Source organism: Delftia sp. JD2 (assembly GCF_001682645.1).
Lineage (GTDB): Bacteria > Pseudomonadota > Gammaproteobacteria > Burkholderiales > Burkholderiaceae_C > Comamonas > Comamonas acidovorans.
Map to the genome: position 1 here is coordinate 98,978 of NZ_LFJT01000002.1, position 16,580 is coordinate 115,557.

The 16,580-nt window shown below is 66.4% G+C and carries 22 protein-coding genes; 9 read left to right on the plus strand and 13 right to left on the minus strand.

The features are described 5' to 3' along the window. Window positions 1-236: 236 nt before the first annotated feature. Genes ACM14_RS01555 through ACM14_RS01580 form a run of 6 tightly spaced genes read left to right on the plus strand, consistent with a single transcriptional unit; the run spans window position 237 to window position 5,645 of the window. The gene (locus ACM14_RS01555) at window positions 237-1,238 is read left to right on the plus strand and encodes a sulfonate ABC transporter substrate-binding protein (protein ID WP_016448337.1); all 1,002 of its coding nucleotides are present in this window, start codon (window positions 237-239) and stop codon (window positions 1,236-1,238) included. Window positions 1,239-1,261: 23 nt separating this feature from the next. After that, window positions 1,262-2,317: an aliphatic sulfonate ABC transporter substrate-binding protein gene (locus ACM14_RS01560; RefSeq protein ID WP_043820577.1), complete on the plus strand. Its 1,056-nt coding sequence runs from the start codon at window positions 1,262-1,264 to the stop codon at window positions 2,315-2,317. 38 nt (window positions 2,318-2,355) lie between these two features. Beyond that, window positions 2,356-3,516 carry an FMNH2-dependent alkanesulfonate monooxygenase gene (gene ssuD / locus ACM14_RS01565; protein WP_034395335.1) on the plus strand — a complete coding sequence of 387 codons (1,161 nt, stop codon included), beginning with the start codon at window positions 2,356-2,358 and terminating at the stop codon, window positions 3,514-3,516. An 11-nt stretch (window positions 3,517-3,527) separates the two neighbouring features. Continuing rightward, window positions 3,528-4,379, plus strand: coding sequence for an aliphatic sulfonate ABC transporter permease SsuC (gene ssuC, locus ACM14_RS01570; RefSeq protein WP_065345063.1), 852 nt, complete (start codon window positions 3,528-3,530; stop codon window positions 4,377-4,379). Between the two features lie 15 nt (window positions 4,380-4,394). Next, window positions 4,395-5,375, plus strand: a complete 981-nt coding sequence (locus ACM14_RS01575) for an ATP-binding cassette domain-containing protein (protein ID WP_065345064.1) — start codon at window positions 4,395-4,397, stop codon at window positions 5,373-5,375. Between the two features lie 54 nt (window positions 5,376-5,429). Beyond that, window positions 5,430-5,645, plus strand: a complete 216-nt coding sequence (locus ACM14_RS01580; RefSeq protein ID WP_012206434.1) for a molybdopterin-binding protein — start codon at window positions 5,430-5,432, stop codon at window positions 5,643-5,645. Between the two features lie 28 nt (window positions 5,646-5,673). Here the strand turns inward: ACM14_RS01580 and ACM14_RS01585 are convergent, their stop codons facing one another. From ACM14_RS01585 to ACM14_RS01600, 4 genes are read right to left on the minus strand one after another with little or no spacing between them, the layout of a single operon-like run. Next, window positions 5,674-6,153, minus strand: a complete 480-nt coding sequence (locus ACM14_RS01585) for a DUF2269 domain-containing protein (RefSeq protein WP_012206433.1) — start codon at window positions 6,151-6,153, stop codon at window positions 5,674-5,676. Next, complete coding sequence (locus ACM14_RS01590; RefSeq protein WP_065345065.1) at window positions 6,150-6,554, minus strand: DoxX-like family protein; 405 nt, start codon at window positions 6,552-6,554, stop codon at window positions 6,150-6,152. Before ACM14_RS01590 ends, ACM14_RS01585 begins: the two co-directional genes overlap by 4 nt. Then, entirely contained in the window at window positions 6,547-7,416 is an 870-nt protein-coding gene (locus ACM14_RS01595) for an NAD-dependent epimerase/dehydratase family protein (protein WP_065345066.1), read from the minus strand. The genes ACM14_RS01590 and ACM14_RS01595 overlap by 8 nt, the downstream gene beginning before the upstream one ends. Window positions 7,417-7,448: 32 nt before the next feature. After that, entirely contained in the window at window positions 7,449-8,009 is a 561-nt protein-coding gene (locus tag ACM14_RS01600) for a GbsR/MarR family transcriptional regulator (protein ID WP_034395350.1), read from the minus strand. Between the two features lie 187 nt (window positions 8,010-8,196). On the opposite strand from ACM14_RS01600, the gene ACM14_RS01605 reads away from it, so the two are divergent. Together ACM14_RS01605 and rlmD are read left to right on the plus strand one after the other, a co-directional pair. Next, window positions 8,197-8,514, plus strand: a complete 318-nt coding sequence (locus ACM14_RS01605) for a hypothetical protein (RefSeq protein WP_013801667.1) — start codon at window positions 8,197-8,199, stop codon at window positions 8,512-8,514. 76 nt (window positions 8,515-8,590) lie between these two features. Further along, window positions 8,591-10,063, plus strand: a complete 1,473-nt coding sequence (rlmD, locus tag ACM14_RS01610) for a 23S rRNA (uracil(1939)-C(5))-methyltransferase RlmD (RefSeq protein ID WP_065345067.1) — start codon at window positions 8,591-8,593, stop codon at window positions 10,061-10,063. 101 nt (window positions 10,064-10,164) lie between these two features. On the opposite strand, the gene ACM14_RS01615 is transcribed toward rlmD, so the two are convergent. Beyond that, the gene (locus tag ACM14_RS01615; RefSeq protein WP_198820203.1) at window positions 10,165-10,524 is read right to left on the minus strand and encodes a hypothetical protein; all 360 of its coding nucleotides are present in this window, start codon (window positions 10,522-10,524) and stop codon (window positions 10,165-10,167) included. Window positions 10,525-10,659: 135 nt separating this feature from the next. Continuing rightward, window positions 10,660-11,352 (minus strand): Bax inhibitor-1/YccA family protein, encoded by a 693-nt coding sequence (locus ACM14_RS01620; protein ID WP_012206426.1) that lies wholly within the window; start codon window positions 11,350-11,352, stop codon window positions 10,660-10,662. A gap of 190 nt (window positions 11,353-11,542) precedes the next feature. Between ACM14_RS01620 and ACM14_RS01625 the strand changes: the two genes are divergently transcribed. After that, window positions 11,543-11,950, plus strand: a complete 408-nt coding sequence (locus ACM14_RS01625; protein ID WP_034395358.1) for a heme-binding protein — start codon at window positions 11,543-11,545, stop codon at window positions 11,948-11,950. 261 nt (window positions 11,951-12,211) lie between these two features. On the opposite strand, the gene hemP is transcribed toward ACM14_RS01625, so the two are convergent. The 7 genes from hemP to ACM14_RS01660 all read right to left on the minus strand — a co-directional run bounded on the left by hemP (window position 12,212) and on the right by ACM14_RS01660 (window position 16,515). Next, entirely contained in the window at window positions 12,212-12,433 is a 222-nt protein-coding gene (hemP, locus tag ACM14_RS01630) for a hemin uptake protein HemP (protein WP_012206424.1), read from the minus strand. A gap of 200 nt (window positions 12,434-12,633) precedes the next feature. Next, entirely contained in the window at window positions 12,634-13,047 is a 414-nt protein-coding gene (locus ACM14_RS01635) for a biopolymer transporter ExbD (RefSeq protein WP_013801671.1), read from the minus strand. Window positions 13,048-13,050: 3 nt separating this feature from the next. After that, entirely contained in the window at window positions 13,051-13,773 is a 723-nt protein-coding gene (locus ACM14_RS01640) for a MotA/TolQ/ExbB proton channel family protein (protein ID WP_012206422.1), read from the minus strand. A gap of 15 nt (window positions 13,774-13,788) precedes the next feature. Further along, the gene (locus ACM14_RS01645) at window positions 13,789-14,490 is read right to left on the minus strand and encodes an energy transducer TonB (protein ID WP_013801672.1); all 702 of its coding nucleotides are present in this window, start codon (window positions 14,488-14,490) and stop codon (window positions 13,789-13,791) included. A gap of 101 nt (window positions 14,491-14,591) precedes the next feature. Next, on the minus strand, window positions 14,592-14,864 hold the full coding sequence (locus ACM14_RS01650) for a bacterioferritin-associated ferredoxin (protein ID WP_012206420.1): 273 nt from the start codon (window positions 14,862-14,864) through the stop codon (window positions 14,592-14,594). A gap of 106 nt (window positions 14,865-14,970) precedes the next feature. Continuing rightward, window positions 14,971-16,098 carry an alpha-hydroxy acid oxidase gene (locus tag ACM14_RS01655; protein ID WP_065345068.1) on the minus strand — a complete coding sequence of 376 codons (1,128 nt, stop codon included), beginning with the start codon at window positions 16,096-16,098 and terminating at the stop codon, window positions 14,971-14,973. 117 nt (window positions 16,099-16,215) lie between these two features. Further along, a complete protein-coding gene (locus tag ACM14_RS01660) occupies window positions 16,216-16,515 on the minus strand; it encodes an SWIB/MDM2 domain-containing protein (protein WP_012206418.1) in 300 nt (99 codons plus the stop codon). Window positions 16,516-16,580: the final 65 nt, after the last annotated feature.

The following is a 16,580-nucleotide window of genomic DNA, read 5'->3' on the forward strand; positions in this document are numbered from 1 at the left end:
GTGGCATCCAGCTCTTTTCCTCGCTTCGAGACCATGGCCTTCGCCAGCCGGCGATGTAGCACCTGACGACTCCGTGCGGCGCGTCTGCAGGCCTAGTCCTGCGGGCTGCTGCCCCTTGCTCCGCCTTCCCTTTTTTGTTTTCTGACTGCATGCCGCGCGCATGCATGGGCAGCGCTTTGCCTGCGCCACGCACCACGCACCACGCACCACGCACCACTCTTCCAAGGATGTCCGTCATGGTCTCGTTCGATTCTTTCCCCCGACACACAGCCAACTGGCGCCGACGCCAACTGCTGGGCGCGGGCCTTGCCGCAGCAGTCGCCACGGTGGGCGGCCCGGCCCTGGCCCAGGACAAGGCGGGTGACCGCGTGCTGCGCGTCGGCCACCAAAAGGGCTGGCTGTCCATCCTGAAGAGCCGGGGCACGCTGGAAAAGCGGCTGGCGCCGCTGGGCGTATCCGTGCGCTGGATCGAGTTCAACGCCGGCCCCGTGCAGCTGGAGGCGCTGAACGTGGGCTCCATCGACTTCGGCGATGTGGGCGAGGCCCCGCCCATCTTTGCGCAGGCCGCAGGGGCACCCCTGGTCTATGCGGGCGCCACCGTGCCGCGCCCCGGGCTGGAGGCGGTGATCGTGCCCAAGGATTCGCCCATCCGCAGCGTGCAGGACCTCAAGGGCAAGCGCGTGGCCTACAACAAGGGCTCGAACGTGCAGTACTTCCTGGTCAAGCTGCTGGAAAAGCACGGCCTGAAGTACGGCGATGTGCAGTCCGTCTTCCTGGCGCCGGCCGATGCGCGTGCCGCCTTCGAGCGCGGCTCCGTCGATGCCTGGCTGATCTGGGACCCCTTCCTGGCTGCCGCGCAAAAGACGCTGGACGCCCGCCTGCTGGCCGATGCCACGGGCGTGGTCAACAACCGCGCCTACTACTTCACCTCGCGCGATTTCGCCACGCGCAATGCCGATGTGCTGCGCATTGCCATCGAAGAGGTCGATGGGATTGACCGCTGGGCCTCGAAGAACCAGACGGCGGCGGCCGCCGAGCTGTCCAGCATCCTGGGCCTGGACAAGTCCATCACCGAGCTGTACCTGAGCCGTGCCCGCTTCGGCACCTCGTCCGTGACGCGCGAGATCCTGGCCGAGCAGCAGCAGATCGCCGACACCTTCTTCGAGCTCAAGCTCATTCCCCGCAAGCTCAACCTGCTGCATGCCGCGCCCGTGGACCTGATCGCGTCGCGCCCCTGAGCCCACTGCAAGGAGTCCGCACCATGAACGCCATCCCCAAGAAGCCCCGCCTGGACCGCGTGCGCCGCCAGGCCCTGCAACTGCTGGGCACCACCGCCTTCAGCTGGAGCCTGGCCGGCCAGTACGCACGCGCCGAGACGCCGGCCGCCGTGGCCGGGCCCGAGCAGTTGCGCATCGGCTACCAGAAGTCGGCCGTCAACCTGGTCATCCTCAAGCAGCAAGGCGTGCTGGAAAAGCGCTTTGCGGGCACCAAGGTCAGCTGGCTGGAGTTTCCGGCCGGTCCCCAGCTGCTGGAGGCCCTGGCCGCCGGCAGCCTGGATTTCGGCCTGACCGGCGATTCACCCCCGGTCTTTGCCCAGGCCGCGGGCCGTGACCTGCTGTACGTGGGCGCCGAGCCGCCCAAGCCCGAGAGCTCGGCGATTCTCGTGCCATCGGACTCGCCGCTGCGTGCCCTGGCCGATCTCAAGGGCCGGCGCGTGGCGCTGCAAAAAGGCTCCAGCGCCCATTACCTGCTGGTGCGCGCGCTGGACAAGGCGGGCCTGGCCTGGAACGAGATCCAGCCCGTGTACTTGGCCCCGGCCGATGCGCGCGCCGCCTTCGAGCGCAAGAGCGTGGACGCCTGGGCCATCTGGGACCCGTTCTACGCGGCCACCGAGCTGGCGATTCGCCCGCGCGTGCTGGCCAATGGCGAAGGCCTGTCGGGCAACGCCTCGTTCTACCTGGCCTCTCGCGGCCTGGTGGAGCGCCATCCGCAGGTGCTGCGCGCGCTGTTCGACGAGCTCACGCGCGCCGATCGCCTGGCCCAGAGCGCACGCCAGGAGGCCGTGGCCCTGGTGGCCGGCTTCAGCGGCCTGGATGCGGCGGTGGTCAGCCGCTTCATTGCGCGCCGGCCCAGCTCCCCCGTGGGCCTGCTGGCTGCGCAGACCGTGGTGGACCAGCAGCGCGTGGCCGATGCATTTTTTCGGCTGGGCCTGATTCCGCGCCAGGTGCAGGTGGCCGACATCGTCTGGCGGCCCTCGGCGGCCGAGTACGCGCGGCTGGCCGAGCCGGCGGCGGCACGGCCTTCTTCCGCCCTTTGATTCCCTTCCTCGATTCCGTCCCCTGACTGGAGCAGCGCATGCAGGTTTTCTGGTTCATTCCCACCCACGGCGACAGCCGCTACCTCGGCACGGCCGAGGGCGCCCGCCCGCTCAGCCACGACTATGTCAAGCAGGTCGCCATCGCGGCCGATAGCCTGGGCTACGAGGGCGTGCTGATTCCCACGGGCCGCTCCTGCGAGGACCCCTGGGTCGTCGCCTCCAGCCTGATTCCGGTCACCAAGCGCCTGAAGTTCCTGGTCGCCGTGCGGCCCGGCCTGCACCAGCCCAGCCTGGCGGCGCGCATGGCCGCCTCGTTCGACCGCCTGTCGGGCGGGCGGCTGCTGATCAACCTGGTCACGGGCGGCGACCGCGCCGAGCTGGAGGGCGACGGCGTCTTCCTCGACCATGCCCAGCGCTACGAGCAATCGGCCGAGTTCATCCGCATCTGGCGCGAGATCCTTGAGCGCAGCCATGAGGGCGGCACGCTCGACTACGAAGGTGAACACCTCTCGGTCAAGGGCGCCAAGCTGTTGTTCCCGCCGCTGCAAAAGCCGTATCCGCCCGTGTACTTCGGCGGTTCGTCCGAGGCCGCGCACGACCTGGCCGCCGAGCAGGTCGATGCCTACCTGACCTGGGGCGAGCCCCCGGCCGAGGTGGCCAAAAAGATTGCCGATGTGCGCGAGAAGGCGGCGCGCCATGGCCGCAGCGTGAAGTTCGGCATCCGCCTGCACGTCATCGTGCGCGAGACCGAGGACGAGGCCTGGGCCGATGCCGATCGCCTGATCAGCCGCCTCAAGGACGAGACCGTGGTCCAGGCCCAGGCCGCCTTCGCGCGCATGGACTCGGAAGGCCAGCGCCGCATGGCCGCCCTGCATGCGGGCGGCAGCCGCCGCACGCGCGCCGAGCTGGAGATCAGCCCCAACCTCTGGGCCGGCGTGGGCCTGGTGCGCGGCGGTGCGGGCACGGCCCTGGTGGGCGATGCGCAGACCGTGGCCGACCGCATCAAGGAGTACGCGGACCTGGGCATAGACACCTTCGTGCTGTCCGGCTATCCGCACCTGGAAGAGGCCTACCGCTTTGCCGAACTGGTCTTCCCGCTGCTGCCGCTGTCCGTGCGCGACAGGCTGGCTGGCGGCGTGGGCGGGCCGCTGGGCGAGACCGTTGCCAACCTGTACTCGCCGCGCGCGTCGCAAAGCTGAGGGAGTCACGCATGTCCGATGCACGTACCGTTACTGCCCTGCCGGCCTCATCGGCCCCCCCGGCCGGCGATTCCTGGTCGCCGCTGCTGCGCTTTGCGGTCGGCGTGGGCCGCCGCCTGGTGCCCTGGCTGGTGCCGCTGGCGCTGATCGCCGTCTGGCAGGCCGCCTCGGCGTGGGGCTGGCTGTCCACGCGGGTGCTGCCCGCTCCGCTGGATGTGCTGCGCGCCGCGCAGGCGCTGGCCGAGTCGGGAGAGCTGCTCAAGCATGTACAGGTGAGCGCGGGCCGCGCGCTGGGCGGCCTGGCCATCGGCGGCGGGCTGGGGCTGGCACTGGGCCTGCTCACGGGCTCGCTGCGCTGGGCGGAGACGCTGCTGGACTCCACCATCCAGATGGTGCGCAACATCCCCGCGCTGGCGCTGATTCCGCTGGTCATCCTGTGGTTCGGCATCGACGAGAGCGCCAAGCTGTTCCTGATCAGCGTGTCGGTGTTCTTTCCCATCTACCTGAACACCTTCCACGGCATACGCAATGTGGACCCTGCGCTGATCGAGATGGGGCGCAGCTACGGCCTCACGCGCTGGCAGCTGTATCGCGAGGTCATCCTGCCGGGCGCGCTGTCCTCCATCCTCGTCGGCCTGCGTTTTTCGCTGGGCCTGATGTGGGTGATCCTGATCGTGGCCGAGACCATCTCGGCGCAGTCGGGCATCGGCTACCTGACCATGAACGCCCGCGAGTTCCTGCAGACCGACGTGGTGCTTGTCGGCATCCTGCTGTACGCCCTGCTGGGCAAGCTGGCCGACTGGTTTGCGCGTGCGCTGGAGCACTGGTGGCTGCGCTGGCATCCGGGCTACCAGCCCAAGTGACACAAGGAGCACGACATGAGCCGATGGAACCGCATGAAGACCACGCTGGCACAGGCCGTGGAGCTGAACACCACCGCGCCGGCGATGGCCTGGGAGGCCTCGTTCGATGCCGATGGCCTGGACGTCAGCGACCGCCTGGCCCAGAACGACGATGCGCCGCAGTCCGCATCCCCCCAATCCGCACCACGCCGTGGCGTGCGCCTGCAGGCCGGCGGGCTGACCAAGCGCTACGGCCAGCGCGAGGTGCTGCACGAAGTACAGCTGCAGGTGGAGCCTGGCGAATTCGTCGCCATCGTGGGCCGCAGCGGCTGCGGCAAGAGCACCTTGCTGCGCCTGGTGGCTGGGTTGGAGCAGGCCACGGCCGGCACCTTGCTGCTGGACGGCGAGCCCGCCCGCGCCGTGCAGGGCGCGCAGGGCGGCACGCGCATCATGTTCCAGGACGCGCGCCTGCTGCCCTGGCGGCGTGTGCTGGCCAATGTGACGCTGGGCCTGCCCGCCTCGGCCCAGGAGCGTGGCCGCGAAGTGCTGGCCCAGGTCGGCCTGGCCGACCGCGAGGGCGAATGGCCGGCGCGCCTGTCCGGCGGCCAGCGCCAGCGCGTTGCCCTGGCGCGCGCCCTGGTGCACCGCCCGCAACTGCTGCTGCTGGACGAGCCGCTGGGCGCGCTCGATGCGCTCACCCGCATAGAGATGCACCGCCTGATCGAAGGCCTGTGGCAGAGCCACGGCTTCACGGCCTTGCTGGTCACGCATGACGTGCAGGAGGCCGTGGCCCTGGCCGACCGCGTGGTGCTGATCGAGGACGGCCGCATTGCGCTGGACGAACGCATCGCCCTGCCACGGCCGCGCGTGCACGGCAGCGTGGCGCTGGCGGCCATCGAGCAACGCATTCTCGACCGCGTGCTGCAAAAGCCCGCCGCCGAGCCCGAATCCAACCCGCTGACCGACACCACGGCCTGGCCCGGCGTACCGGCCCATGGCCTGCGCTGGGCCGTCTGACTTTCCGTTTCCCCCAACCTTACTTTGATTCCTTTTGATCCCCAGGAGAAAAACATGTCCATTCAAGCCATCAACGTGCGCAACCAGTTCAAGGGCCAGGTGCGTGAAATCATCCGAGGCGACGTTGTCTCCGAAGTCGATGTGCAAACGCCCTGGGGCGTGGTCACCTCGGTGATCACCACGCGCTCGGTGGACGAGCTGGGCCTGGTCGTGGGCTCCGATGTGGTGGCCCTGGTCAAGTCCACCGAAGTGTCCATTGCCAAGCTCTGAGGCCAGGCACTGAAGGCACTGCCGATGCTCAACCGCCCCAGAGCATCGGCTTGTTGACCATGAGGTAGTAGGTCACGGCCATGGCAATGAAGGCCGGGTAGCCCAGCGCCTCCCAGCGCCGGGCGTAGACGGCATACAGCGCGGGCAGGGCGGCCTGCGCTGCGTGCGCGCCGCGCGCCATGGCGGCCATGCGCACCTGCAGCCAGACCACGGGCAGCCAGCAGGCGCCGGCCAGCAGGTACAGGCCCAGCGACAGTGCCAGCCACGGCGTGGTCAACGGCCAGCCCGCCATGTGGGCCAGGGCAATGCCGCTCACAGGCTGTATGACCACGCAGGGCGTGGTGAACCACCAGTCCGCACGCACCACCAGGCGGCTGACCACGGCCTGGGCAGCGACGCTGCCGCTGCGGTTGGCGAAGAACATGTAGAAGGCCGAGCCCAGGCCGGTGCCGACCAGCAGCACGCTGGACGCGATATGCAGCGTCTTGAGCAACAGGTAGAGATTCATGCGGACTCCTTCGGGGTGACAGGTGCCGACATCAGGTGCAGCAGCATGGCGGCGATCGGCAGGTTCTTGAGCAGCGGCCCCAGCGGATGCAGCCACAGCGTCGGCTGCAGCGCCGTGGCCAGCACGGTCATGGCGGCCATCAGCAGCAAGGCCGCCAGATAGCTCTTGCGGCCGGGCAGCAGCCACAGCGCCAGGCCCACGGCCAGGTCGGCGAGCAGGCCGCTCCAGACCAGGAATGTCTGCCAGCGAGCATCGTGGATGCCGGCATCGGCCAGCACCTGCACGCTCAGGCCGCGGTGCTCGATGGCGCTGACCAGGGCCGTGCCCAGCCAGACGGCGATCAGGCTCAAGTGCATGGCGCGCTGTGAAGGGGGAACCTGGCGCAGGCGGTGTTCACCCATGGCGCAGCGTGGCCAGCAGCTGGGCGGGCGCAATGCCGGGCCGGCCCAGCAGGGCTTGCAATCCGGCCGGATCGGTGACGTTGTCGCTGGCCAGCATGGCCAGTGTCTCGCTGCACCACGGTGAGGCGCTGACCCAGTCGCCAGCGCGTGCGCTGGCGCGGGTGAGCCAGCCGGGCAGCGTGCCCACGCGGGCCGGAGCGCGGCCCATCTGCGCGCGCAGGCTGGCAATCAGCGCGGCCAGCGGCAAGGGCAGGGGGCCACCGATCTCGATCATGCCGACGGGCTCGGGGCGCGTCACCAGGCCGGCCACGGCCTCGGCCAGGTCGCGCACGGCCACCGGCTGCACGCGGGCCTGCAGCACGGGGCGCGGCAGCAGCAGCGCCGGCAGGCGCGCCATGGACAGGAACATCTCGCTGCTGGCGCCGCCGGCGCCGAACACCACGCTGGGGCGCACCACGCAGCCTTGCAGATGTCCGGCTGCCGTGAGTGCCAGCAGGTGCTCGTCAGCGGTGCGCTTGGTGGTGGCGTAGCGCGTGGCACTGCCCTCTATGCCCAGGGCAGAGATCTGTACCACGCGCCGCACGCCGGCCGCCGCGCAGGCATCGAACAGGGCGATGGGGGCCTGGGCGTGCATGGCATCGATGGGCCGGGAGGGGCTGTCGCGCAGCACGCCCACGGCATTGACCACGGCATCCACGCCCGCCAGGTGCGGCAGCCAGGCCTCGGGCTTGGTGGCCTTGGCGTAGTCGAGCGCAGGCAGGGAATGGCGGCTGCGCGCCACGGGATCATGGCCGGCCAGGGCCAGCAGGTTGACGATATGGCGGCCGATGAAGCCGTTGCCGCCGCAGACCAGAATGCGCATGGTGACCTCCAGTTTCTCTTGTGACGGAAATTTCAGGCTCGGCGTCCGCGCTTGACGCGGGTGTCAGCAGCCTCGGAGCGCACGAAGCGCTGCACGCTGGCGCCCAGGCGCAGCAGCTTGTCCAGAGTGGAGGGCGACAGCCGCAGCATCTCGTCGGTCCAGATGCCCAGCGATTCCATGAGGCGCAGCGTCTCGTGCACGCGGTCCTGGGTGTCGGGGGATTCGTCGTCGAAGCCAGGCTCGGCGATCAGTTCTCGCAGCATCTCCGAGGTCGGGTCGAACTCGCGCTGCTTGCGCTCTCGCACGATGGTGCGCAGCAGCTCCCAGACATCGGACGAGGTCTCGAAGTAGTCGCGGCGGTCGCCAGGCCTGCGGCTGGTGCGGATCAGCTCCCAGCCTTGCAGTTCCTTGAGGCTGTTGCTCACGTTAGAGCGAGCGGCGCCCAGCGTGTCGGCAATCTCTTCCGCGTTGAGCGGGCGGCCATGGAAGAACAGCAGGGCGTGGATCTGGGCGACCGTGCGGTTCACCCCCCAGGAGCTGCCCATGTCTCCCCAATGGTGGATGAAACGGTGTGCGATGGGACTCAGTTGCATGGCCTCAGTGTCTGCAGGCCTGAAATTTCTGTCAAGAGAGAAATTTGTGAAAACTGAAAAATCAAAACCGGCTGCAGCGCGGAGGCGGCACCTGGCGGGGCGCGGCATGTGCTGCTCCATAATGCTGGGCAGCCTGGCCTGCCACCCAGTACATACACAGGCGGGCCGCCGTTTTGAGGGGAACACCATGACTGCTGTGCAAAACCTGCGTGCCATCACCGTGCTGGCCGCCTGCGCGCTGGCGCAGGCCGCGTCTGCCGCCTGCTATTCCGTCTACACGCCCGAGCAGGAACTGATCTACCGCTCCAACCGCCCGCCGGTGGACCTGACCTTGCCGCTGCACCAGACCGTGGACAAGATCGAGCGCGGTGCCACCATGGTGTTCACGCTGGACGAATTCAACTGCATCACCGAAATCAACCTGCTGGCCGAACGCGAGCAACTGGCCCGGGCGCGCCAGGAGCGGCAGCGGGACCTGGGCCGCAGCAGCACTCCGCGGTCCTGAGAGGCAAAAGCGAGTTGGGGGCTTTTTTGGGGAGCCGCCAACAGGGCAAGGGGAGAGCCTGAGACAATCGTGCCCCATGAGTGAACCCCGCGACAACAAGATCCCCGACAACCTGCCCGAAGCCGACATCGACGCCCCTGCACTGCCCGAAGGCTGGCTGCAGGTGCTGTCCATGGATATGGACGCCCAGGGCGTGGCCCGCAAGAGCGATGGCAAGGTTGTATTCATCGACGGCGCCCTGCCTACCGAACTGGTCAGCGCCAACACCCATCGCAAGAAAAACAACTGGGAAGCCGCCAGCCTGACGGCCATCCACCGCGAATCTTCCCAGCGTGTGCGCCCCGGCTGCCCGAATTTCGGTCTGCACGCCGGTGCCTGCGGCGGCTGCAAGATGCAGCATCTGCACGTGGGCGCCCAGGTGGCCATCAAGCAGCGCGTGCTGGAAGACAATCTCTGGCATCTGGCCAAGGTCAAGCCCGAGACGCTGCTGCGCCCCATCGAAGGTCCGTCCTGGGCCTACCGTTTCCGCTCGCGCCTGTCGGTGCGCTATGTGGCCAAGAAGGGCAAGGTGCTGGTGGGCTTTCACGAGCGCAAGAGCCGCTACATCGCCGACATGGAGACCTGCAAGATCCTGCCGCCCCATGTGGACGCCATGCTGCTGCCCATGCGCGCGCTGATCGCCTCCATGGATGCACGCGAAACCTGCCCGCAGATCGAGGTTGCCTGCGGCGACTCCGTCACGGCCCTGGTGCTGCGCCATCTGGAGCCGCTGTCCGAGGACGACCAGGCCAGGCTGCGCGCTTTCGCAGTCGAGCACAACGTGCAGTGGTGGCTGCAGCCCAAGGGCCCGGACACCGTGCACCTCATGGAGCAGGGAGGCGCCCAGCTTGACTACGGCCTGCCCGATTTCGGCATCACCATGCCGTTCAAGCCCACGGACTTCACCCAGGTCAATCCGCACATCAACCGCGTGCTGGTCACGCGTGCGCTGCGCCTGCTGGATGTCAAGAATGACGAGCGCGTGATCGACTGGTTCTGCGGTCTGGGCAACTTCACCCTTCCCCTGGCCACGCAGGCGCGCGAGGTGCTGGGCATCGAGGGCAGCGATACCCTGGTCAAGCGCTCCCATGAAAACTACGCGGCCAACAACGCACAGCGCGCAGAGGGCGACAAGCTCGCGCCCACGCGCTTTGTGGCGCGCAACCTGTTCGAGATGACGCCCGAGATGCTGTTCGCCGACGGCGTGGCCGGCAAGTGGCTGGTCGATCCGCCGCGCGAAGGCGCGTTTGCGCTGTCCAAGGCCCTGGCCGACATCCACCAGGCGCGCATCGGTGCCGAAGGCGCCGAGCCCCTGCCGGCAGGGCATGAGGCCTGGCGCTTTCCCGAGCGCATCGTCTATGTCAGCTGCAATCCCGCAACGCTGGCGCGCGATGCCGGCCTTCTGGTGCATTTGGCCGGCTATCGCTGTGTGTCGGCAGGCGTGGTCAACATGTTCCCCCACACGGCCCACGTGGAGAGCATGGCGGTGTTCGAGCGCTGCGCAGACTGACGGCCTGGCTGCCCGTGCCATGAAAAAAGCCGTGGAGCCCTCGGGCGGCCACGGCTTTTTGACGGGCGGATCCAGATCTCAAATCCGGATCTCAAAAGGGGTCAGCTGCGATTGCGGCCTGAGGTCGGCTCGGCAGGCGCCTCGTCCTTGTCGCTGCGGCGGCGGTCGCTTTGGCCCAGGACCGAAGGCGTGCCCTCCATCTTGTTGGCGCGCATGTATTCGTCCATATCCTTCCAGCCTGCAAACACCAGGGCCTTGGAAGATTTGGGGTTGAGCGTGTAGCAGTCCTCCAGCCCGCGCAGGGCATGGCGGCACGCCCCGCCGATGGCCTTGGCCTCGGCCTCCTTGGCGACGGTGCGGGGGTCCGGTCCCAGGCCCGGAATATCATCCAGCTTGCAGCCGGCGAGCAGCGTGGGCAGCAGCAGGATGGCGAAGGTGCGGGGAAGATTAGGCATGGTCATCTTGAGGAGATTATCGGCAGGCCCTGGAAGAAGTTGAGTCCGCTTTGCACAAATGATGATCCCGGACATGCAAAAGGCCTCCCGAAGGAGGCCTTTGGTGTGCGGCAGGGAAGGCGAAGCCTTCCGCGTGCGGCATCAGTCGCGTTCGCCGCCCATGATGCCCAGCAGGGCCAGCAGGCTCTGGAACACGTTGAACAGGTCCAGGTACAGAGCCAGCGTGGCGCTGATGTAGTTGGTCTCGCCGCCGTCCATGATCTGCTTGAGGTCATAGAGCATGTAGGCGCTGAAGATGCCGATGGCCGCCACCGAGATCGCCATCATGCCGGCCGTGGAGCCGATGAAGACGTTGATGATGGAGCCCACGAACAGTACCAGCACGCCGACGAACAGGAACTTGCCCATGCCCGACAGGTCGCGCTTGATCACCGTGGCCAGCGAGGCCATGACCAGGAACACGCCGGCCGTGCCTGCAAAGGCGGTCATGATCAGCTCGGAGCCGTTCTTGAAGCCCAGGATCATGCCGATCATGCGCGACAGCATCAGGCCCATGAAGAACGTGAAGCCCAGGAGCACGGGAATGCCGGCTGCCGAGTGCTTTGTCTTCTCGATGGCGAACATGAAGCCGAATGCGCCGCCCAGGAAGACGATGAGCCCCAACCCGCCGCTCAGCGAGCGCGTGATGCCCGTGGCCACGCCCAGCCAAGCGCCCAGCACGGTGGGGAGAAGACTCAGGGCCAGCAGCCAGTAGGTGTTGCGCAATACGCGATTGCGCTCTTGCTGCGAGACACCGTAGCCCGCAGAGCCCAGTGTGGTGACTTGATCATTCATGTGGCCAGTCCTCCGAAGGAGTGTTGTTGCGACTTGCCCATTCTAGGTGGCGGCTTGCGCGCGACTTGCAATACCCCGAGCCGCCGCCATGGTTTGGTTTCGAATGTTTTGTTCTGCGCATGCATTGTCAGTCCTCATACGATTGCTATGCTTATAGGACATTTGTGATGGAATGGATAATTGGAATCTTATGAAGACTAAGCATGAACTCGAACTGGCCGACGTGAAGGCCATTGCCGCCGCCGCAGAAGCCGAGGCGCTGAAGAACAAGTGGGCCGTGACCATTGCCATCGTCGATGACGGCGGCCACCTGCTGTGGCTGCAGCGCCTGGATGGCGCCGCCGCCGTGTCGGCCCACATCGCTCCGTCCAAGGCCCGCTCGGCGGCCCTGGGCCGCCGCGACACCAAGGGCTATGAAGACATGATCAACAACGGCCGCACGGCCTTCCTGAGCGCGCCCACGCTGGACGGTCTGCTCGAAGGTGGCGTGGCCATCATGAAGGACGGCCAATGCCTGGGCGCCGTGGGCGTCAGCGGCGTCAAGGCCAGCGAGGATGCGCAGGTTGCCGGCGCCGGCATTGCTGCTCTGGGCCTGTAATAGCCCCTGGTGCACCCATGCTGCATGAATCGGTCCCTGGGGACTGATCCATGCAGCCAAGAAAAAGCCCCTGTGCCGATGGACAGGGGCTTTTTCTTTGGTCAATCTGCGCTGCAGCGCGGGGAAAAAATGCTTGGCTACGCAAAATCCGAAGATTTTGTTGGCTGGCTAATCGACCTCTGAGACTGGAAGTCCCAAGGTCGCCCCACGATGAAACGAAGAAGCCGCCGGTCGGGCATCCGACGACGGCCGGAATCTTGCTTATTTGGTCAGGATGAGCTTGCCCAGCTTGGTGGCCTGCAGGCGGTAGGGCGTGCCGTTGTGCACGATGGTCACAGCCTTTTGTCCATTGAGCAGCAAGGTGCTGTCGAGTCCGCTGGCGGCCCCGGTCAGGGCTGCAGATGCTGCGGCCTGCAGCGCTGCAAAGGCCTGGGCGTTGGAGTTGCCGGACAGATGCGAGGTGGCGGCGGAAGTGGCAGACATGCAGGGAATTCCTCAAAAATTGGAAAGTTTTGTGAATGATAACAATTCTCAATTGAAAATCAAGTGAGACTTACTCGCATTGTGGTTTCTGGGACCAGTCCTATCCCTGCGACCCGATGCACTGCCAACGCGAAGAGAATGAAAAACGGCCCCGAAGGGCCGTTGTCGTTGATCGCCATGCAAGGAATGCCTGCCACGGCCTACTTGGCCGGGTCCGTCACGAAGCCGATCTTGCGCACGCCTGCACGCTGTGCGGCGGCCATGGCCTGGGCCACGCGCTCGTAGCGGACTTCCTTGTCACCCTGGATATGCAGGTCAGGTTGCGGCTCCTTGGCCGCCTCGGCCTTGAGGTTCTCCTCGAACTGCGTATCGCTGACGGCAACGCCATTCCAGTGGTACTGGCCATCGGCGGAGACGGCCAGGCGCACGGTGGCGGGCTTGACGTCCTCGGGCTGGTTGGTGGCGCGGGGCAGGTCCACGTTCACCGAATGCTTCATCACCGGCACGGTGATGATGAAGATGATCAGGAGCACCAGCATGACGTCGACCAGCGGCGTCATGTTGATCTCGTTCATCACCTCTTCGCCGTCATCGTCCATTGTTCCGAATGCCATGGCTTACGCGCCTTTCTTCAGCGGCAGCACGTTGCCGGCTTCCTTGCCGTCGATGGACACGCGGGCGCCGGTCACGAAGTAGGCGTGCATGTCGTGGGCAAAGCTGTTGAGGGCGTTGAGGATGGACTTGTTGCCACGCACCACGGCGTTGTAGCCGAGCACGGCGGGAATCGCCACGGCCAGGCCCAGGGCGGTCATGATCAGCGCTTCACCGATGGGGCCCGCGACCTTGTCGATCGAGGACTGGCCGGACAGGCCGATGGCGACCAGCGCGTGGTAGATGCCCCAGACGGTGCCGAACAGGCCGATGAAGGGAGCGGTCGAGCCCACGGAAGCCAGAATGGCCAGGCCCGATTGCAGGCGGGCGGTGAACTCGCTGATGCCGTTGCGCATGCAGCGGGTCACCCAGTCGCTGATGTCCAGCGTGTCATGCAGGTGGGCGCTGGTCTTGCGGTGGTGGGCGGTGGCTTCGCGGCCTTCGAGCACCAGGTAGCGGAAGGGGTTGGAGCGGTCATCGCCCAGCTTTTCCAGGCCGCTGGCCAGGTCGGGGCTGTGCCAGAAATCCTGGGCGTTGCGCGCCAGCTTCTTGAACTTCACGATGTCCAGGGCCTTGATGATCATCACGAGCCAAGAGGCCACCGACATGGCCAGCAGGATGATGGCGACGGCACGGGTGACGAAGTCTCCCTGCGTCCAGACGTGGGCAATGCCGAATTGGGAATCCATGGATACTCCTGAGAATCAATTGAGGGTGAATTTGACCGGGACGGTGACCCACATGGGGGTTGGCGTGCCGTTGCTCTTGCCGGGGACGAATTTCCAGTTCTTGACGCCGTCCACGGCCTGCTGGTCCAGACGGTCGTAGCCGCTGGATTTGCTGACCTCGATCTTTTGAGGCAGGCCTTGCGCGTCCACGAAGATGCGCAGCGTGACCGTTCCCTGTTCCCCCATGCGCCTGCTGATGGCGGGGTAGTTGGGGGCCGGGTTGTTGAGGTAGGCCGCGTTGTTGGACGGCAATTCGATCTTGGGCGGAGCCGGTGGTGCCGGGGGAGCGGGAGGCGCTGGCGGCGCAGGAGGGGCGGGCGGTGCCGGCGGTGCCTCCACCACGGGCTTGGGCTCGTCGTCCAGCGTGCCGCGCGGCGCCGCAGGTGCAGGCTTGGGGTCGGCAATGGCCTTGGGCAGCGGCGGTGCCTTCTTCACGACCGGCTGCGGTTTGGGAGGTGGTGGCGGAGGAGGGGGCTTGGGTGCCTCGGGCTCGGGAGCGGGTGGCGAAATGAATTCCGCAATCACCTGGGCTGGCACGATGACCTCTTCGGGTGCGCGCTGGAGCAGGCCATGCTGCATCGCCCAAAGGGTTGCTGCATGCAAGACCACGACCGAACCCGCGATGGCCACGTTACGGCCAAGGCCCCCGGGGGGGCCAAAACGATCAGACTGGGACATAGAGACAGAAGGAGCGGTCAGCGTATGGGAGCCGGGTGCTGTCGCTCGGAAGACGGAGTATCAGCTGCGCAGAATCCACCAGGTGCATGTAACGACGAGGATCAGGCTGCCGACAAGTGCTGAGAGGAGGACCATGCTTTGCTCTCCAGAATGTTGTTGGCAAGCTGGACGGTCTGGGCCGCGACCTCGTTGTGGATGGCCGCCACGGGCTGGCTGGCGCAGCATTGCGCCACCACATCCCGGGCGCAGCTCTCGCAGCGGCCGCACTGCATGGCGATACCCAATTCGAATTGGATCTCGTCAAAGCTCATGCCCGCATGAGCGTGGCGTGCGATCTCACGGTCGGAAACCCGGCGGCATACACAGACGATCATGGCTACAGGCAGTAGTGGCTGGCTATTGATAGGATGAAAAATTATAAATGAGAATTCATCGCATTTGCAATTCTTGGTTGTCTGTAGGGCTGTATGGCGCTCGGCTTTACTCGGTATCCAGTAGTTCCACAGTGGCCTGGGCAAGGGTGGCACACCCTGTCAGCGCCATGGCGATCTCCAGTTCATCGCGCAGCAACCTGAGCACATGGGCCACGCCGGCGGCGCCCGCATTGGCCAGCCCCCAGAGTACGGGGCGGCCTATCAGAACCGCCGTCGCACCGAGGGCGATCGCCTTGAGCACGTCTGTGCCGCGCCGTATGCCCCCGTCGGCCAGCAAGGGGAGCTCGTGGCCCGCGCCGCGCACGGCCCTGGCCACACGGGCTAGGGCTGTTGCCGTGGCCGGTGCGGTGTCCAGCGTGCGCCCTCCATGGTTGGAGACGATGATGCCCGCTACTCCCAGTCTCGCGGCCTGCAGCGCATCGGCCGGGTGGAGCACGCCCTTGAGCAGCAGCGGCAGCCGTGTCTGCTGCTGCAGCCAGGCGACGTCATCCCAGGTAGGTGCATGGTGCAGCAGGCCGTCGAACAGGGGGCTCTGGCCTGGTGCGAGTTGCATGGCTGCAAGTGGCGCCATCCCCTGCAGATTGACGGCAGACACTCCCGGCGGAAGACAAAAGCGCGTGCGGCGTTCACGGTCCCGCACACCGCTGGTGGGTGCGTCCACCGTCAGCACCAGCGCTTCGTAGCCTGCGGCCTCTGCGCGCTTGATCAGTTGCGTGGTGAAGCCACGGTCATGCTGCAGATAGAGTTGGAACCACAAAGGGCCATGGCCAGGCGTGAGCCGGGCTGCCTGTGCCACTGTCTCCAGCGGCAGGCTGGCCTGTGTGCTGAGCACCATGCCCGCGCCCAGCGCCGCAGCGGCATAGGCGGTTGCAAGCTCTGCGTCCTCATGGGCCATGCGCTGGAAGGCCATGGGGGCCACCAGCAGCGGGCAGGCCAGCTCCCTGCCCAGCAACTGCAGCCGGGTGTGACCGCCTGCAAGGGGGCGGAGCACGCGCGGCCACAGTGTGAGCGCGTCCCAGGCGCTGCGGTTGGCCGCAAGACTGCGCTCATCGGCCGCGCCGCCCGAGAAATAGGCCCAGGCGTTGTCGTCCATCCGCTGCTGCGCATGCGCCTCGTGGTCGGCCAGATTGATGATGCCGTCGGGAACGGCTTGCAGCGCGGGCACTTGGCTCATGGCATTGGAATGTTGTCGGTGTGCAGCATCTCCGGCAAGAAGAGGAGATGGCATCCCGGAAAAAAGAAAAGCCGGCCCAGGGGCCGGCTTTCATCCGTCGTGGCGCAGGCCCGAGGATTACTTGACGTGCTTGCCGATCAGGCCAGCCATCTCGAACATCGAGACTTGGGGCTTGCCGAACACTTCCTTGAGCTTCGCGTCGGCGTTGATCATGCGCTTGTTGGCAGCGTCTTGCAGCTTGTTGGCCTTGATGTAGACCCACAGCTTGCTGATGATCTCGGTGCGGGGCAGGGGAGTGGAACCCACCACGGCAGCCAGAGCGGGGCTGGGGGTGAGGGGTTTCATGAAGGCGGCGTTGGGAGTGCGCTTCTTTGCGGGAGCTGCCGGAGCAGCCGTTGCCTTCTTTGCAGTTGCCATGTTGCTTGTTCCTAGTATGGAGTGGATTCTTTACCAGCGAAAAACCGTCGCTATCCACTGGCAGG

Bases quoted from the DNA above. Each gene is read 5' to 3' on its own strand.
- ACM14_RS01555 (WP_016448337.1), top strand. From the start codon at position 237: ATGGTCTCGTTCGATTCTTTCCCCCGACACACAGCCAACTGGCGCCGA.
- ACM14_RS01560 (WP_043820577.1), top strand. From the start codon at position 1,262: ATGAACGCCATCCCCAAGAAGCCCCGCCTGGACCGCGTGCGCCGCCAG.
- ssuD (WP_034395335.1), top strand. From the start codon at position 2,356: ATGCAGGTTTTCTGGTTCATTCCCACCCACGGCGACAGCCGCTACCTC.
- ssuC (WP_065345063.1), top strand. From the start codon at position 3,528: ATGTCCGATGCACGTACCGTTACTGCCCTGCCGGCCTCATCGGCCCCC.
- ACM14_RS01575 (WP_065345064.1), top strand. From the start codon at position 4,395: ATGAGCCGATGGAACCGCATGAAGACCACGCTGGCACAGGCCGTGGAG.
- ACM14_RS01580 (WP_012206434.1), top strand. From the start codon at position 5,430: ATGTCCATTCAAGCCATCAACGTGCGCAACCAGTTCAAGGGCCAGGTG.
- ACM14_RS01585 (WP_012206433.1), bottom strand. From the start codon at position 6,153: ATGAATCTCTACCTGTTGCTCAAGACGCTGCATATCGCGTCCAGCGTG.
- ACM14_RS01590 (WP_065345065.1), bottom strand. From the start codon at position 6,554: ATGGGTGAACACCGCCTGCGCCAGGTTCCCCCTTCACAGCGCGCCATG.
- ACM14_RS01595 (WP_065345066.1), bottom strand. From the start codon at position 7,416: ATGCGCATTCTGGTCTGCGGCGGCAACGGCTTCATCGGCCGCCATATC.
- ACM14_RS01600 (WP_034395350.1), bottom strand. From the start codon at position 8,009: ATGCAACTGAGTCCCATCGCACACCGTTTCATCCACCATTGGGGAGAC.
- ACM14_RS01605 (WP_013801667.1), top strand. From the start codon at position 8,197: ATGACTGCTGTGCAAAACCTGCGTGCCATCACCGTGCTGGCCGCCTGC.
- rlmD (WP_065345067.1), top strand. From the start codon at position 8,591: ATGAGTGAACCCCGCGACAACAAGATCCCCGACAACCTGCCCGAAGCC.
- ACM14_RS01615 (WP_198820203.1), bottom strand. From the start codon at position 10,524: ATGACCATGCCTAATCTTCCCCGCACCTTCGCCATCCTGCTGCTGCCC.
- ACM14_RS01620 (WP_012206426.1), bottom strand. From the start codon at position 11,352: ATGAATGATCAAGTCACCACACTGGGCTCTGCGGGCTACGGTGTCTCG.
- ACM14_RS01625 (WP_034395358.1), top strand. From the start codon at position 11,543: ATGAAGACTAAGCATGAACTCGAACTGGCCGACGTGAAGGCCATTGCC.
- hemP (WP_012206424.1), bottom strand. From the start codon at position 12,433: ATGTCTGCCACTTCCGCCGCCACCTCGCATCTGTCCGGCAACTCCAAC.
- ACM14_RS01635 (WP_013801671.1), bottom strand. From the start codon at position 13,047: ATGGCATTCGGAACAATGGACGATGACGGCGAAGAGGTGATGAACGAG.
- ACM14_RS01640 (WP_012206422.1), bottom strand. From the start codon at position 13,773: ATGGATTCCCAATTCGGCATTGCCCACGTCTGGACGCAGGGAGACTTC.
- ACM14_RS01645 (WP_013801672.1), bottom strand. From the start codon at position 14,490: ATGTCCCAGTCTGATCGTTTTGGCCCCCCCGGGGGCCTTGGCCGTAAC.
- ACM14_RS01650 (WP_012206420.1), bottom strand. From the start codon at position 14,864: ATGATCGTCTGTGTATGCCGCCGGGTTTCCGACCGTGAGATCGCACGC.
- ACM14_RS01655 (WP_065345068.1), bottom strand. From the start codon at position 16,098: ATGAGCCAAGTGCCCGCGCTGCAAGCCGTTCCCGACGGCATCATCAAT.
- ACM14_RS01660 (WP_012206418.1), bottom strand. From the start codon at position 16,515: ATGGCAACTGCAAAGAAGGCAACGGCTGCTCCGGCAGCTCCCGCAAAG.